This is a genomic window from Terriglobia bacterium, assembly GCA_032252755.1.
Lineage (GTDB): Bacteria > Acidobacteriota > Terriglobia > Terriglobales > Acidobacteriaceae > JAVUPY01.
The window spans coordinates 1-15,048 of sequence record JAVUPY010000063.1; the positions used below are offsets into that span (position 1 = coordinate 1).

The 15,048-nt window shown below is 58.7% G+C and carries 18 protein-coding genes; 7 read left to right on the forward strand and 11 right to left on the reverse strand.

Going from position 1 to position 15,048, the window contains the following annotated elements:
- The coding region (locus ROO76_14850; protein MDT8069441.1) for an integrase core domain-containing protein at window positions 1-140 on the forward strand (140 nt) is incomplete at its 5' end.
- A 181-nt stretch (window positions 141-321) separates the two neighbouring features.
- On the opposite strand, the gene ROO76_14855 is transcribed toward ROO76_14850, so the two are convergent.
- Window positions 322-537, reverse strand: coding sequence for an SEL1-like repeat protein (locus ROO76_14855; GenBank protein MDT8069442.1), 216 nt, complete (start codon window positions 535-537; stop codon window positions 322-324).
- A 48-nt stretch (window positions 538-585) separates the two neighbouring features.
- On the opposite strand from ROO76_14855, the gene ROO76_14860 reads away from it, so the two are divergent.
- The 3 genes from ROO76_14860 to ROO76_14870 all read left to right on the forward strand — a co-directional run bounded on the left by ROO76_14860 (window position 586) and on the right by ROO76_14870 (window position 3,673).
- Window positions 586-828 (forward strand): hypothetical protein, encoded by a 243-nt coding sequence (locus ROO76_14860; protein MDT8069443.1) that lies wholly within the window; start codon window positions 586-588, stop codon window positions 826-828.
- Between the two features lie 14 nt (window positions 829-842).
- Window positions 843-1,112 (forward strand): hypothetical protein, encoded by a 270-nt coding sequence (locus ROO76_14865; GenBank protein ID MDT8069444.1) that lies wholly within the window; start codon window positions 843-845, stop codon window positions 1,110-1,112.
- A gap of 710 nt (window positions 1,113-1,822) precedes the next feature.
- On the forward strand, window positions 1,823-3,673 hold the full coding sequence (locus tag ROO76_14870; GenBank protein ID MDT8069445.1) for a 30S ribosomal protein S1: 1,851 nt from the start codon (window positions 1,823-1,825) through the stop codon (window positions 3,671-3,673).
- 144 nt (window positions 3,674-3,817) lie between these two features.
- Here the strand turns inward: ROO76_14870 and ROO76_14875 are convergent, their stop codons facing one another.
- The 3 genes from ROO76_14875 to ROO76_14885 form a co-directional block, all read right to left on the reverse strand.
- Complete coding sequence (locus ROO76_14875; protein MDT8069446.1) at window positions 3,818-4,171, reverse strand: carboxypeptidase-like regulatory domain-containing protein; 354 nt, start codon at window positions 4,169-4,171, stop codon at window positions 3,818-3,820.
- Window positions 4,172-4,373: 202 nt separating this feature from the next.
- On the reverse strand, window positions 4,374-4,820 hold the full coding sequence (locus ROO76_14880) for a hypothetical protein (protein ID MDT8069447.1): 447 nt from the start codon (window positions 4,818-4,820) through the stop codon (window positions 4,374-4,376).
- Complete coding sequence (locus ROO76_14885; protein ID MDT8069448.1) at window positions 4,777-4,971, reverse strand: hypothetical protein; 195 nt, start codon at window positions 4,969-4,971, stop codon at window positions 4,777-4,779. The genes ROO76_14880 and ROO76_14885 overlap by 44 nt, the downstream gene beginning before the upstream one ends.
- A gap of 161 nt (window positions 4,972-5,132) precedes the next feature.
- Here ROO76_14885 and ROO76_14890 point away from each other — a divergent pair, with 161 nt between their 5' ends.
- The 3 genes from ROO76_14890 to ROO76_14900 all read left to right on the forward strand — a co-directional run bounded on the left by ROO76_14890 (window position 5,133) and on the right by ROO76_14900 (window position 8,057).
- Complete coding sequence (locus ROO76_14890; protein MDT8069449.1) at window positions 5,133-6,554, forward strand: M28 family metallopeptidase; 1,422 nt, start codon at window positions 5,133-5,135, stop codon at window positions 6,552-6,554.
- Window positions 6,555-6,725: 171 nt separating this feature from the next.
- The gene (locus ROO76_14895) at window positions 6,726-7,613 is read left to right on the forward strand and encodes a rhomboid family intramembrane serine protease (GenBank protein MDT8069450.1); all 888 of its coding nucleotides are present in this window, start codon (window positions 6,726-6,728) and stop codon (window positions 7,611-7,613) included.
- A 141-nt stretch (window positions 7,614-7,754) separates the two neighbouring features.
- Window positions 7,755-8,057, forward strand: coding sequence for a PilZ domain-containing protein (locus tag ROO76_14900; GenBank protein MDT8069451.1), 303 nt, complete (start codon window positions 7,755-7,757; stop codon window positions 8,055-8,057).
- Between the two features lie 97 nt (window positions 8,058-8,154).
- Here ROO76_14900 and ROO76_14905 read toward each other — a convergent pair whose 3' ends face one another.
- From ROO76_14905 to ROO76_14935, 7 genes are all read right to left on the reverse strand, one after another.
- The gene (locus ROO76_14905) at window positions 8,155-8,811 is read right to left on the reverse strand and encodes an ATP-binding protein (GenBank protein ID MDT8069452.1); all 657 of its coding nucleotides are present in this window, start codon (window positions 8,809-8,811) and stop codon (window positions 8,155-8,157) included.
- A gap of 506 nt (window positions 8,812-9,317) precedes the next feature.
- Window positions 9,318-9,917: a hypothetical protein gene (locus ROO76_14910; protein MDT8069453.1), complete on the reverse strand. Its 600-nt coding sequence runs from the start codon at window positions 9,915-9,917 to the stop codon at window positions 9,318-9,320.
- A gap of 227 nt (window positions 9,918-10,144) precedes the next feature.
- Window positions 10,145-11,398, reverse strand: a complete 1,254-nt coding sequence (locus ROO76_14915) for an anion transporter (protein ID MDT8069454.1) — start codon at window positions 11,396-11,398, stop codon at window positions 10,145-10,147.
- A gap of 150 nt (window positions 11,399-11,548) precedes the next feature.
- Entirely contained in the window at window positions 11,549-11,887 is a 339-nt protein-coding gene (locus ROO76_14920) for a hypothetical protein (protein ID MDT8069455.1), read from the reverse strand.
- Window positions 11,888-12,008: 121 nt separating this feature from the next.
- Window positions 12,009-13,490 (reverse strand): pyruvate kinase, encoded by a 1,482-nt coding sequence (gene pyk / locus ROO76_14925; protein ID MDT8069456.1) that lies wholly within the window; start codon window positions 13,488-13,490, stop codon window positions 12,009-12,011.
- A complete protein-coding gene (locus ROO76_14930) occupies window positions 13,480-14,361 on the reverse strand; it encodes a YihY/virulence factor BrkB family protein (GenBank protein ID MDT8069457.1) in 882 nt (293 codons plus the stop codon). The genes pyk and ROO76_14930 overlap by 11 nt, the downstream gene beginning before the upstream one ends.
- 171 nt (window positions 14,362-14,532) lie before the next feature.
- A complete protein-coding gene (locus ROO76_14935; protein MDT8069458.1) occupies window positions 14,533-15,033 on the reverse strand; it encodes a GNAT family N-acetyltransferase in 501 nt (166 codons plus the stop codon).
- Between the last annotated feature and the right edge of the window lie 15 nt (window positions 15,034-15,048).

Consider the following 15,048-nt stretch of genomic DNA (forward strand, 5'->3'; position numbering starts at 1 on the left):
CTTCTGATCACCGCAACGCTCACCTGTCTCTCTGGCTTCGTCACTACAACTTCCACCGCCCACATGCTAGCCTCAATAACGCTCCGCCAATCTCCCGCTCCCCGCTTCCGGGGTACAACCTCCTGACACACCACAGATAACACGCAGCGAAAAACACATTTTCCCGGCGCAAAATCCTGGAAACAAACGCCATCGAGACATTTTCAGATCTAAGTTCCTTCTTTCCAGCGGCTTACGGCGAAAATTTCCGTAAGTCACTGAAAACAGGCGAGAGCAAAACAGGGGGGTGGGTCTTCGCTCGACCCCCCTGCAAACTCAAACTCAGTGACGAATTCCGGCGAGCACCAGGTTCTCGGGATTGTTCGGCACCAGCTCCGCTGCCTGCTTGCGCGCCGTCGCTATCTGTTCGTCCGTCAGTTCGTCATCCAGGCCGTTGAGGAGCGCGCTGGCGGACTTGTCGCCGCCGAGTTCGGCTGCCTTGAGCCAGACGTAAGCGGTCTGCGGATCCCTGGGTGTTCCGAGACCCTTGAGGTACATATACCCGAAGTTGACGCGGGCGCGGATGTCGCCCTGGATGGCGGCGTCGTGGAACCAGCGGAAGGCCTTGCTGGCGTCCTGGCGAACGCCTCGCCCGTGAGCGTAGAGTTGGGCAAGGTTGCACTGGGCGGAAGCGTGTCCCTGCCTGGCGGCCTTGCGGTACCACCGGGCCGCAACGGCGGGGTCGCGAGCGACGCCGAAGCCGAGATCGTAGGAAAGGCCGACTGCGGCCTGACCGCCGGGATCTCCCTCGGCGGCGCTGGCTGGAAGTACTTGAAGGCCATATCGTAGTCGCGGCGGACACCGTGTCCCTGGAAGAACATGAGCCCGAGATCGTAGTTGGCGGCAGGATAACCGGAGTCGGCGGCGAGCGTGAAGTAGTGCAGCGCGACTGCGTACTGTCGCGCGATGCCCCAGCCGTTGAAGTACATCAGTCCAAGGTTGACCTCCGCAGGTGCGAAGTTCTGGCGCGCGGCCCGCTGGAACCAGGACAAAGCCTGGTCGAAGCCGACCCGAGTGTTGCCAAGGAGCGCAGCAATCCCCATCTGGTTCTGCTCGAAAGCATGGCCGGCTAGGGCCCTGCTGAGAACCTCGGCGTCAGTGCAGATGTGACCTTCGTGACTGACAGTGTCGTGCACGGACCGGAGCGCGCAGTTGTGCCCGCGGGCGTAGAGTGCAAGAGGATTGAGGACACAAAGAGCGGCAAGGAACACGAGCGGCGAAACAGACAAGGCAACCCCCCAATGGCGTAACGAGGGAACCCGAGGCCCAGATGATTCCTGCTGGTGCTATGAAGGTGTCCGAAAAGCGGAAAGTAAGTTGCGGGACAGTATCACGTTGAGAAGGACGTCACAAGGGGTTGTGATGTGGAAAACGCGGTCCGTAGTTCGGTTCGTTGTTTCGGTCCTGGTGGTGCGCGCCTCAACTCGCCCCCCTCGCGCCGAACTGCGCATGACCAAGGGTAGGCACCGCTGCTTTGGGTCGAGTGAAACTCTTATACGTTCATCGAAATTTCACTGTAGAAATCGGCCATGGTGGTTTGACTTCCGTTCTGGCGCGTTGCTATAGTTTTGGAGTCCCGTTCGCGTACTTCGCAAGTGGGATCCGACCGCTGGAACGTCCCTTCACCTGTCCTGATTCGACTCCCACCAGCAGTCTGCAATTTAATTGGCCCCCATTCGTCTCCCCTTTGCGAATGGGATGATGCAAACCGATGGCTTTCGAAGAAACCCGTAACGACTCTCTGCCCTCTAACGCTCCTGAACAGTCACATAGCAGCACGCCCGTGGATACTGCGCAAGAGCACGCCGAAACACCAGAACAGACAGAACCAGCGCACGCTGAAGCACCGCAAACGGCTTCAGACGGCGCGCCTCAGCCAGTAGCGGGGACCGACAGCACTCATACCCAGGAGCCGCCCAGCGCGGGCGCGCCGAAACGTGAAGAAACCAAAATGACGGAAGATTTCGCAACCGCACTCGAAACATTCGAACAAGAACAGACGGAGGCTGCGCAGCACGAGGATCGCGTGATCCACGGGACTGTGATCAGCGTCGTCCCCGGCAAGCACCTGGTGGTCGACATTGGGACCAAGAGCGAAGGCGTAGTGCCGATCGCCGAGGTCACGGACCACGAAGGCAACGTGAAGTTCAATCCCGGCGACCCGATCGACGTGATGACGGAGAAGGGTCACACCGAGGAAGGCTACGTGAACCTCTCGTTCCAGAAGGCGCAGAGGATTCACGCGTGGGACGAGATCGAGAAGGCGTATAACGAGAAATCTCCGATCAAGGTGCACGTTATTGACCGTATTAAAGGCGGTCTGACGGTGGACATCCTGGGCGCGCGGGCGTTCCTGCCCGGGTCGCAGGTGGACGTACGGCCAGTGCGCAACCTGGAAGGCTACAAGAACCAGGAAATGGAAGTCCGCGTAATTAAGCTGAACAAGAAGCGCGGGAACATCGTGGTGAGCCGCAAGGCGATTTTGGACGAAGAGATTTCGGCGAAGCGCGGACAAACACTGCAGCACCTGGAAGAGGGCGCGGTGCTGACGGGAACCGTCAAGAACCTGACTGACTACGGCGCGTTCGTGGACCTCGGCGGGATCGATGGGCTGCTGCATATCACCGACATGTCGTGGGGGCGCCTGACGCATCCGCGCGACCTGGTGCAGGTGGGCGACCAGATCCAGGTGAAGGTTCTGAAGTTCGATAAGGACAAGCAGCGGGTTTCGCTGGGCTTTAAGCAGTTGACGCCGGACCCGTGGCTGGATGCAGCGGAGCGGTATCCGATTGGCGCGCATGTGAAGGGACGCGTGATCTCTGTGACCGACTACGGCGCGTTTATCGAGCTGGAACAGGGCATCGAAGGTCTGGTGCACGTCAGCGAGATGACGTGGTCGAAGCGGATGAAGCATCCGTCGAAGATCGTGAACGTCGGCGATACGGTGGAGACGGTAGTGCTGAACGTGAACCCTGGAGAGCGCAGGATTTCGCTGGGCATGAAGCAGCTGGAGACGAATCCGTGGGAGTCGCTGCATGAGAAGTTCCCAGTCGGATCGACGGTCGAAGGTAAGGTTCGGAACCTGACGGACTTCGGCGCGTTCATCGAGATCGAAGATGGGATCGATGGGCTGGTGCACGTCAGCAACTTGAGCTGGACGAAACGGGTGAAGCATCCGTCGGAAGTACTGAAGAAGGGCGACAAGGTGAAGGCCGTGGTGCTGGCGATCGAGCCGGATAACCGTCGGCTAAGCCTCGGCGTGAAGCAGCTGCAGCCGGATGTTTGGGACACCTTCTTCGATCAGCATCGGGTGGGCGACGTGGTTCATGGCAAGGTTCTGCGGCTGGCGAGCTTTGGAGCATTCGTTGAGATCGCCGATGGCGTCGAGGGTCTGTGCCATAACAGCGAAGCGACGGACGCGAACGAGCAACCGGTGAAGCTCGAGCCGAACCAGGAGTTCGACTTCAAGATCATCAAGATGAACCAGGCGGAAAAGAAGGTCGGGTTGAGCCTGCGCGCCGCGGGCGAAGAGCCGACACGACAGGAGGTCGAGAGCTATAAGCACTCGAGCGCAACGCCGGGGACTTCGACGATTGGGGAACTGATTGATTGGGGACGGAAAGATAGAGAATAGTTCTCAGTTCCGGTACCCAGTTTTCAGTTAAATTCAAAAGCAAAGGCCACTCCGGAATGGGTGGCCTTTTTCAGGTTCGGTGGAGCGAATATACGCGAGCTTCGCTCGGGCGCCCAGCCGGGCGGCTGGGCCTACATCAAACAGCTATTTTGTGTTTACTCTGAGGTTGATGTGGGATTGGGGTCGGCTGTCGAAGGAGCTTACGGTCTTGGTGTCGCTCTTGGCGCCCTGGAACTCGGCCCAGAGCTCATAGTCAACATTGGGTGAGAGCGCCGTGAAGCGATAGGCGGCATCTTTGCCCACGATGAAGGTCTTCACGCTCAGCGTCTTGGTATTCTTCAGGTAGACGATTGCATCGGACAGCGGTTGATCCGCTTTGTTGAAGACGAATCCTACCACGGTTTTTCCGCCAGCCTGTGCCTGGGCGGCTGGCGCAAACATTGTTGCCGCGACGGCGAGTGCCAGAGCAAGAAGCGATAGCGTCAGTGTACGTTTCACGAAGCCTCCGACAAGCGGTTCTCAGTTCAGAAAAAGCAGTTCTCAGTTCTCATTTTGCAGGGCCCATAGTTAACGCCAGTACTGACCTCAGCGGCCAGAACCGCCGCTGAAACGAGGCCCTTAACGCGGCGCTGAAGCGCTGCTCCACCCAAAGCCGAGCCCTCCCCAGCATTGTACAGAACCTATCTATGTAGCTGGTCAGCTACCTGGTTAGATGCAGGCTGATGTCGCGACGCTCATCGTATTCGATATGTACTTTGGTTTCAGGCTTTTGCTGGCCCTTGGGGACCTTGATATCGGCCCAAACGATGTAGTCGGCCTTGCCCACGGGAACGCGCTGAGCGAACTCGCCCTGGTGGTCCGACATGAGTTCCCATTTGGCCTTTTTCTGATCGGCGCGGCGGATCTTGATGGGGACGCCATAGACGGGGCGGTCGCCCTTGTCCCAGACGGTTCCGTAAATCAGGGCGTAATCGTGCTTGGCTTTTTTCTGATCGGTCCGATTCTTTTGTTCGGTTTGTGGCGCGGGCGTTTCCTGTACTACGGCGAGCACAGAGGAGGCGAACGAAAGCGCGAAGGCGAGGGCCAGCGCAGCGCTGAGCGGCTTAGCCCTCATCTTCATCATCTTCGCCAAGGTCGTCGTCCTCATCGTCTTCTTCGGAGATGCGAGCGAGTTCGAGGGGTTCGACACCTACGACCTCGAAGTCGGTACCGCATTCTGTGCAGGAGACGATTTCGCCTTCATCGAGTTCATCTTCTTCGATGTCGAGATCGGTCTCGCATTCTGGGCATAAAACCATGACTGCGTTCCTCCAGGGGATTGGTGCCTTTGCCTGTGAAAAAGATGCAGGCGATCTAGGCGGCGTCGCGCTTTTATCTATAGAATTTCCAGCAGCAAAGCGTCAAGAGCGGAAATGCAAGACTCCACTCAATTCCTGATGAATGAGAGCGGAAATTTATGATGAGCGCAAGCAAAATCGTCGCCAAGTTTGCGGTAGTGATGATGCTGGGGTCCCTGATGGTTGCTCAAGAACATGCGGACACGAAGAACAAAGACACACGTCTGCAAAAAGCGGCAGATGTGGGGCACCGGATGAAGGTTGATCCGCAGATCGTTGCGGCGATGAAGAAAGTCTCTGCTGAGAAGCTGAAAGCGAATAACGAGAAGCTGGTTTCGTTTGGAACACGGCAGACGCTATCGGTAAAGCTTCCGACGGATTCTCCTCGTGGGATCGTCAAGGCTGCGGACTGGATCAAGTCGCAATTCGAGGAATACTCGAAGGCGTGCGGCGGGTGTCTCGAAGTAAAGACACAGACGGAAACGCAGCCAGTTTCCAGCCGGATTCCCGAGGCCACACCGATCACGAACGTTTACGCGATGCTGAAGGGGACCGACCCGGAGAGCGCGAAGCGAATTTTCGTGGTTTCCGGACATTATGATTCGCGGGATTCGGAGACTAACGATTACGAGAAGGACGCGCCGGGCGCGAACGACGACGGAAGCGGCACCGTACTGGTGTTGGAAGCGGCCCGGGTGCTGAGCCAGTACAAGTTCCCGGCGACGATCATCTTCCTTACGGTTGCAGGCGAGGAGCAGGGACTGTACGGCTCGAAGAACTTCGCGAAGATGGCGAAGGCGGAGAGTTGGGACATTGAGGCGGACCTGAATAACGATATCGTGGGTGGCGATAAGTCGCCGGGGCAGGATCCGATGAAGGTACGCGTGTTCTCGGAGGGGATTCCAGTGGCGGCGACGCCACAGGAGATTCGCAGGATTCGGGCACTGGGGGAGGAGAACGATTCCATTTCTCGGCAGGTGGCACGATACGTCTACGAGATCGGACACGCGTATTCCGCGGGACCGGGATTCCATCCGGTGATGGAGTATCGGCCGGATCGCTACCTGCGCGGGGGCGATCAGAGTTCGTTCAATGAAGAAGGGTTCGCGGCCGTGCGATTTACGGAGTGGCGCGAGAACTACAATCACCAGCATCAGACCCCACGAACAGAGAACGGCATCGAATATGGGGACTGGCCGAAGTTCGTGGATTTTCCGTATGTGGCGAAGGTGACGAGGCTGGAAGTGGCAACGCTGATGTCGCTGGCCGAGGCTCCGGCGCCGCCGGCGAATGTGAAGTTGCTGCTACGGCGACTGACGAACGATACGGACTTGGCGTGGGATCCCTCGCCGGGCGGGCGAGTGGCGTACTACGAGGTGGTGTGGCGTCCAACCGATGAACCAAATTGGACCGACAGCAAGAACGTGGGGACCGCCACGACAGCAACACTGCCGATTTCGAAGGATAATGTAGTGTTCGGGGTTCGAGCGGTGGACGCTAAGGGACATAAGAGTTTGGTGGTGGCACCCCAGCCGGGAAGGTAAAGCGGTTGCTGGTTATTCGTGGCTGGTTGCTGGTAAGACCCACATCTGCTGACTGCGGCAGCTGTGGGTCATGAGATGCAGGTCCCTCGACTACGCCGCGCAACTGAGGCGCGGCTCCGCTCGGGACGACGGTATATACGATGACGGAAACAACTTAAGATTGGGGACGGAATGGCACGTAGGTCAAGCATGAGCAGCATGGGGTTTCCGCCGTTCACCTACATGGTGAAGTGGCTGATTGCCATTAACTGTGCGGTGTTCCTGCTGATGTTATTGGGGTCGGGGCTGAACTTTCTGAGCACGGGAGATGTGTACTTCGCGCTCGGGTTGGTTCCGAAGCTGATTGTCCACGGATGGATCTGGCAGTTGGTTACGTACTCGTTCATTCATGCCGGATTGTGGCACCTGTTGTTTAACATGCTGACGCTGTGGATGTTCGGCTCGCAGTTTGAGATGGACTGGGGGCGAAAGCAGTTCCTGGAGTTCTATTTATTCTGCGTGGTTGGCGCGGCGCTGACGAGCATCTTTGTTGGTTATGGCGCGCTTGCCATCTACCAGGGCTACCAGGCGCCGCTGATCCGCAGCATTGCGGGCCTGATTGTTACACCGACAATCGGCGCGAGCGGGGGCATCTTCGGCATCCTGCTGGCGTACGGAATTATTTACGGCAATCGCGAAATCCTGCTGTGGTTCGTCCTGCCGGTGAAAGCGAAGTACCTGGTCGCGGCATTCATCTTCATCGCGCTGGTGGGCGCGCTGGGTGAGACAGGCGGAGTGGCGAACTTTGCACATCTTGGCGGGGCGTTCTTCGGATGGGTTTACCTGCGATTCGTGCCGAGGCGAGGATTGGGATTCGCGACAACGGAAGGGTACTTCGGGATTCGAAACCGCTATATCAAGTGGAGGAGACGACGCGCGGCGAGGAAATTCGAAGTCTATATGCGCAAGCAGAACCAGCCAACGAACTATAACGAGTACTTCGACGAGTACGGAAACTATCGGGACCCGAACGCGAAGAAAAAAGATAACGGCGAGGGTCGTGGTCCGTGGGTCAACTAAACGGCAAACCGGCTAAGGGAGAACCGGCAAAAGGATCTTCAACCTGGAGATTACATCGGGGTTAGCGGTTGGTTACCAAAGTACATTGACCCGGCTTTTGGGGGGCCTTATGCTCGCAGATGGACGAGCATGGGGGAGTCTTTGAAGACGTTACAGGTTGGGGAGAAGCGCCGGAATAGTCGGGTTGCGGTAGGCTATCGTGCGGGAATCCGATGGTTTGGACAGATCGTCCAGGCGGAAGTGCTGAATGCGTCGCGGGCGGGGATTCGGATCACCACGAATTGCCGGCTGCGCCTGAACGGCTACGTCGATATTGCGGTACCTTACTGCAAAGAGGCGGAGAACCTGTGGCTGCCCGCGCGCGTGGCCTGGATGCGAGAGTCGGCTGACGGAAAGCACGAATACGGGCTGCAGCACTACAAACGCAAAGACCCTTCCGATTGAGTTTTAACTTCGTCCCACAACGAAGGTTCTTGGTGAGTTACAGGCAGGGCGGATTCCCTTACCGTCCTTTCCAGTCCTACTTCACTGGTTCATTTCACTACTGAAAGTCGGCGTAGACAAAGCCGTCGCGGCGGACGATTTCGCCCGGGGTTAGCGTGATAGCGTGCGTGAACATCGGACCGGCGTGGACGCAGGTGTGGAACTCGCCGCGCTCGCCGCAGGGATCGGCTTCTTTTGGGAGATCGCTTAGCAACGACGAGTCGAATTCGCGGGCGGCGAAGTCGGCGGAGAGTTGTTTTGTATCGACGCAGGTGAGGCGGGCACGCAGGCCGGCGGAGATCATGTCGCGGGCGAGAGTGTCGGTTGGGATTTTCCAGAGCGGAAAAAGCGGTTTGAGGCCGGTGGGGGCGAGTTGCTTTTCGCGATAGGCGCGGATGTCCTGAAGAAAGAGGTCGCCGAAAGCTATGGCGTCGACGCGCTCGGCCAGGGCGCGATTGCAGGCTTCGGTCATGCGCTGCTCGTAGATTTCGTTGGGGCAGGGCCATGGTAGCGGGACGATCCACAAGGGCAGTTGCGCGGCTTGGGCTTGGGCTTCGAGGATGGAGCGGCGGGTGCCGTGCATGGCTACGCGATCGAACTCGGAGTTGAGCGTGGTGAGCAGGCCGGCGATTTCGATGTCGGGTTGCTGGCGCAGGACGTGAAGCGTCCAGGCACTGTCTTTGCCGGTGGACCAGGAGAGAAGGACGCGAGTCATGGAGCTATGATAGCGGGGAGCACCATTTCATGGGACCGTGGATAATTATCCTTCTCGTGATCGTCACGATCACTCCGGGGACTGCGTCAGGGCAAGCGCCTCCCTCCGGCTGTCAATCATGCAAACCAGCGGTCATCGAACTGCATGGCACGATGGTCCGCAAGACATTTCCTGGACCGCCAAATTACGATGACATTCACAAAGGTGACCGCGCTGAAACGTACTGGTTGCTGAAGTTGGACTCGCCGGTCTGCGTGGACGAGGGCAAGGTAAGTCCGGACTTAAACCCTGCGCAGAAGGATATTCACACTGTGCAGTTGGTACTCGACGAAGATGGGTACAAGAAATATCGCAGATTAGTTGGGAAGCGTGTTGTAACAACAGGCTCACTCTTCGGGGAGATTACCGCGCACCATCACACACCAGTACTGCTGCAAGTCAAAAGTATCGAACCAGCAAAACGAGGTGTGCAAATGAGCACACCTCTTGTTTTCAGATCAATTCGCCTACTTCTTGGTTGCGCCGCCCACGGGGATCATGGCGTGTTCGTAGGGGGTGCCGGCCCACATCATGTAGGGCTTGTTGGGGTCGGGGTCCTTGTCGCGGGTGAAGGTGAAGGTTTTGGTGGCCGGACCGAAGACCATGATGTGCGGGCCGGTGACGATCCAGTGGTTGTCGGCGGTTTTGCCGGTAGCGTAGGGGTCGGTATTGCTGGCGCCCTTGTCGCCGGCGAGCATGTAGGAGATGCCGAGTTTGTCCGGCGGCGGCTGGTGGTTCAGCATGGCGTGGATGAATTCCATACTGTTGGCGTCGTTGCACATTCGGTCGGTACCGACAACCATGCAGGTGAATCCGTTCTTGCTCTCGCGCAGGGTGCGCATGGAGCCGTCGGCGTTCATTCGCATGATGCCGGCTTCCTTGGCGATGGCGGCGGGAGCTGCGGAGAGGGCTTGCGCGGTGTACTGGGCGTCGGAGATTTCAGCTTTGTGGGCGGTGGCGGGTTTCTTCGCAGAGCCTTTTGCGGTGGCTTTGGCGTTTTGTGCGAGAGATGCGGTTGCGAGTGCGAGTAGAGCGACAGTGAGGATCAGGGTGGCCCGTTGAAACATACATGCCTCCTGAGCGCCGAAGGTTCGTGTCGGGATCGGCGAATCGGGGAATTGTACAGGGAGGGGGGAATTGAATTCCAGTCGTCCCTGCGGGACTTTCGGGAGATATGCATATCGCTTTCCCAGCGCTGAAGCGCTGGGCTACATCCGAAATCAAAACACAAACTTCTCCGCTTGCTAGAGCGCGAGGCTGGACTTGGCGGCGCTCGACGCGAGCTAGTACCTCGCTATCGTACCCAGGCCAACCAGGCCCAGCCGACCGCAAGCGTGACCAGCGTTACGGGGATGCCGACGCGAGAGTAGTCCCAGAAGCCGATGTGGACTTCGTCGTGGGCGCGCTCGACGACGATGAGGTTGGCGACGGAACCAGTGATGGTGAGGTTTCCGGCGAGGGTGCTGGCCATGGCGAGAACGAGCCATCCGGTGTGCGGGTTAGAGAAGCCGGGGACGAGGGTTTTGAGGACCATGACGGCGGGAACGTTGCTGACGATGTTGGAGAGGATCGCGGTGGTGGCGGTGAAGATGCCGGCGTTCTGGAGATTGAAGCGGTTGGCGATCGAGAAAAGGTAGCGGGTGAGGCCGGCGTTTTCGGCGCCGCCGACGATGAGAAAGAGTCCGATGAAGAAGACGAGCAGGCCCCAATCGACCTCGTCGTAGACGAGGCGAGGGCTGCGGGTACGGGTGATGAGCATGATGGCGGCGCCGACGGCGGCCATCATGGCGGGCGGAACTCCGCCGATGAAGCCGATGAGCACGAGGGCGATGACGATGGCGGGTTTGCGGAGTTGCTGGGTTTCGATGTGGGGAGTGGCCGGCGAAGTGTCGGCGGGTTCTGTGGCGGCGAGTTGAGGAGCACAGAGCCAGCGGATGATGAGCCAGTCAAGCAGGAGTCCGATGAGCGCGACGGGACCGAGGTGGAAGAGGAACTGGCGGTAGGAGATTCCGGAGAAGGAGCCGATGAGCATGTTCTGCGGGTTCCCGGTGATGGTGGCGACGCTGCCGATATTCGCGGACGTTGCGACTGCGAGCAGGTAAGGCAGCGGCTTGAGTCCCATGCGGCGGGTGGCGAGCAGAACGAAGGGCACGAGGACGAGGCAGACGATGTCATTGACGAAAAACGCCGAGAGAATGCCGGTCATGAATATGACGGCGGGCAGCAGGTGTCGGGGCTGGAGATTGGCGATGACGTGCTCGGTGACCCACTCGAAGAATCCGGCGAGGTGGAGATAGCCGACGAGCAGCATCATGGAGAAGAGCAGGACGATGGTGCCGAAATCGATAAACCGGAATGCTTCGCCGGCGGGGACGATGCGAAAGGCGACCATCAGGACGGCACCGATAATGGCCATGCCAGGGCGGTCGATTTTGAGGCCGGGAAATTTGCCTAAAGCGAAGACGAGATAGCTGGCGAGAAAGATGAGATAGGCGGCGGTAATGCGCCAGTCGGGAACATGGGCGAGGGGAAGAGCGGTCAAGGTCATCGACAGGCTAGTGTATCGGATTGACGATTGACGATTTTCTCATTGACGCTTGGAAAGCAAATGTCGAAATAACGAATGACGGAGTGCCGAATTGAAGACCGAATGCAATTCGTCCTTTCGTTATTCGTCATTCAGCGAACTTGACGCAGCTTACGACGGAACGCCGGCGGAGTTTTCGTAAGTTGAGTAGAGTTCCTCGAGGCTTTCGTAGATTGTGGTGATGGTACAAACCTCGGGGAGGCGCATCCAGAATTTGTGGACGTCGGGATCCTGGGCTGCCTCGGCGCGGGTTTCGTCGGACGTCCAGATGCGCAGGTGCACGAGACGGTCCTTGGAGGAGTCGTCTTTCTTGGCTTCGCGGAAGAGGATGTCGCGGCTGTAGCCCTTCGCCTTCAACATGTCGTAGAACTCGTGTAGCAGGTCGAGACAGGCCTGTTCTTTGCCGGGGTGGGGTTCGAGCACTGCCAAGGCAAGAATCTGCTTGGACATGGTTCCTCCGAGGAAATCCGCCGGTTAAAAGGTATAGAGCAAAGGCTCGGGATGCAAGTAAAAGAGGGTTAAGAAGCAACAGAACAACGGAAGATCGGGTAAACCAAAGAACGGAGAGGCGCTATGATTTGCGGCGGACGACTCGGTGGAGGCGGATGAGGTTGGTAGAGCCGGAGCCGATGTGGGTTCCCGCGACGATGCCGACGATTTCGCCGGGAGCGACGACACCGGCCCGCAGCAGATGGCTATCGGCGAGTTCGACCATGGCCTCGACGGTACGCTTTTCCCGGGTCATGACCGGGCGCACACCCCAATAGAGGTTCAGGCGATTGCAGACAGGGGCGTCGTGGGCGAAGGCGAAGATGGGGGCGCGGGGGCGGTATTTGGAGATGAGGCGGGCGGTGGTGCCGGACTCGGTGTAAACGGCGATGGCGCGCATGTTGAGGTCTTCGGCAACGTGCGCGACCGACTCGCAGATGGCCTCGGCGATGGAGAGTTCGCGGCGCTCGCTGCGACGGCGCATCACGGGGTTCTGCAGGATATTGGCCTCAGTTTCAACGACGATGCGCGACATCATGCCGACGGCTTCGCACGGGTATTTGCCGCTGGCGGTCTCGCCGGAGAGCATGACGGCGTCAGTGCCGTCGAAGATGGCGTTGGCGACGTCGCTGGCTTCGGCGCGCGTGGGGCGCGGGTTTTCGATCATGGACTCGAGCATCTGGGTGGCGGTGATGACCGGTTTGCGCCAGAACTGGGCTCGGCGGATGACATGCTTCTGAATTATGGGAACTTTTTCCGGCGGCATCTCGACGCCGAGATCGCCGCGGGCAACCATGACGCCGTCGGCGACTTCCATGATCTGTTCGAGGTTGTCGATGGCCTGGGGCTTTTCGAGTTTCGCGATGACCGGAGTGCCGCTCTTGCGCTGCGCGATGAAACGTTTGACCTCAGCAACATCGTCGGCGCTGCGGACGAATGAGACGGCGACGATGTCGACGCCATGTTCGAGGCCGAAGCGCAAATCCTTGTAATCCTTTTCCGTCAGCGAGGGAACGCTGAGGACGGCTCCAGGGAGGTTGATTCCCTGGTGCTCGGCGAGCAGGCCGCCGTCGAGGACTTCACATTCGATGTCGTTGCCCTTAATGGAGCTAACCTTGAGCGAGAGTTTTCCGTCGGAGAGAAGAATGAGCGAGCCGTGCTCGACTTCGCGCGGAAGGGCCTGGAAGCTGGTCGAAATCAGAACGGCGGTGCCGGGGATGTCGCGGGTAGTGATGGTGACGCGTGAGCCGGTTTTGATCAGGACTGGCGTATGTCCGGCGAGTTTCCCGGTGCGCATCTTGGGGCCCTGCAGGTCCTGGAGGATGCAGATGGTGCGCCGCTCGGCACGGGCGACTTTGCGCAGGCGCTTGATGATGCGTGCGTGCTCTTCGTGCGTACCGTGCGAGAAGTTGAGGCGCGCGACATCCATGCCGGAACGCATTAAATCGCGAATCATGGCTTCACTGCTGCTGGATGGCCCGAGGGTGCAGACGACCTTGGCGCGCCGCTGAGCGGACGATTGCGCTGGCTTCGCCTTCAGGATGTTGACTGTCTTACCGGCCATTCTCTTCCCTGGGCTCCGCGAAAGAAATCTCCGAGTGCGCACCGAACAGGTAGCGCGGGTAGCGCAAGGCGTTGAACTCGGCGCCCACGAGCACAACCAATGAGACGAGATAGAGCCAGATCAGCAGGGCGATGGCGCTGGCAACAGACCCGTAAATCTCGTTGTAGTCAGCGAAGTGTCGCAGGTAGGTTCCAAAGAGGATGGTAGCCACGAACCACATGACGGTCGCGAAGACGGCACCGGGGAGCACTCGATGCCAGGGTTGCGTTCTCGGCAGACCGTGATGGTAAATAAGCGAAATAACGGCGATGCTGGTGAGGGTGGAGATTATCCAACGGACGGCGGTCCAGATGCCGAGTATGTAGCCGGCGAGCTCATGTCCGGCATGGAAGATCATCCAGCGTTCGATCTGGTTTCCGAAAGCGACAAGGAAGCTTGCAAAGCCCATGGGAACGCCGGCCATCACGACCAGCATGAAGGCGATCATACGTTCCCTCACCATTCCCCAGATCTTGGGAAGGTGATAGGCCTTACGGAATCCTTCCATCCAGGAGATCATGACGCCGGATCCGGTCCATAGGGTGATGATGGCGGTGAAAATGATGCGTCCGATGGGACGCGGCTTATTTCCCTGGAAGTACTGCTGGACGGCCTGCTTGGTCCCGGCGGGAAGAATGCGGCCGAGAGCATAGGAGATTTCGTTGACGAAGGAGGCGGTGCTGTGGGAAGTGGTCAGGATGGACGCCACGAGCAGGACGGCGGGAAAGAGCGTAAGGATAGCGGAATAAGCGCCGCCTTTCGCTACTGCGAATTGATCGTGTTCCAGAGCGCGGAAAAACGCGATCCGGACCAACCGGAAAAAAGTCTTCATGAATGAAGAAAGAGCTCTGGAGGGGATTGTAACTGACAGAGGACAAAAGGCGTAGTGGCGAGTGGGGGACCGAGATTGACGTAACGATTTTCGCATTGACGATTGAGAAGTGGGCGAGCTTTCGCTACCCGGACAGGCGAGGTCGCCTGTCCCCACCAAAACAGAGCCGTGTCAAGCCAGGGACTTTGACATTTTGACCAAGTGGCAGGGGACTTTGGAGCGGGCGCGCATGGGTTCCGGGGGTGGGAGTTCGCCGGAGATTTCGTAGCCGAAGCGCCGGTAATAGGGCGGGAGTTCGGTGCGCAAGTTGACGACAGTGATGTCCATGCCGATGCAGCCATGTTTCCGGGCGTGATCTTCTACGGTTTCGATGAGTAGGCGACCAAGGCCGGTGCCCTTGAGGGCCGGTTCGACGGACAACATGCCGAAGTAGGCGCGGTCGTTCCGCTTTTCAAAATAAACACAACCGAGAAGCTGGCCTTCGGGAGACTCGGCGAGGAGGTACTCGCCAAGATCAAATCTCTGGGTGACGTCCGGCAAGTTGGTTCGGTCGCCGTCGAGGAAGAAGCTCTCGACCCGGAAGGCCTCATTTACGAGCGAGACGATGGCGGGGAGATCGGTGCGGGTGGCGCGGCGGATGGAAACGTTGTGAGGGGGAGGAACTACGGACATGGCTGGTATTGTCTC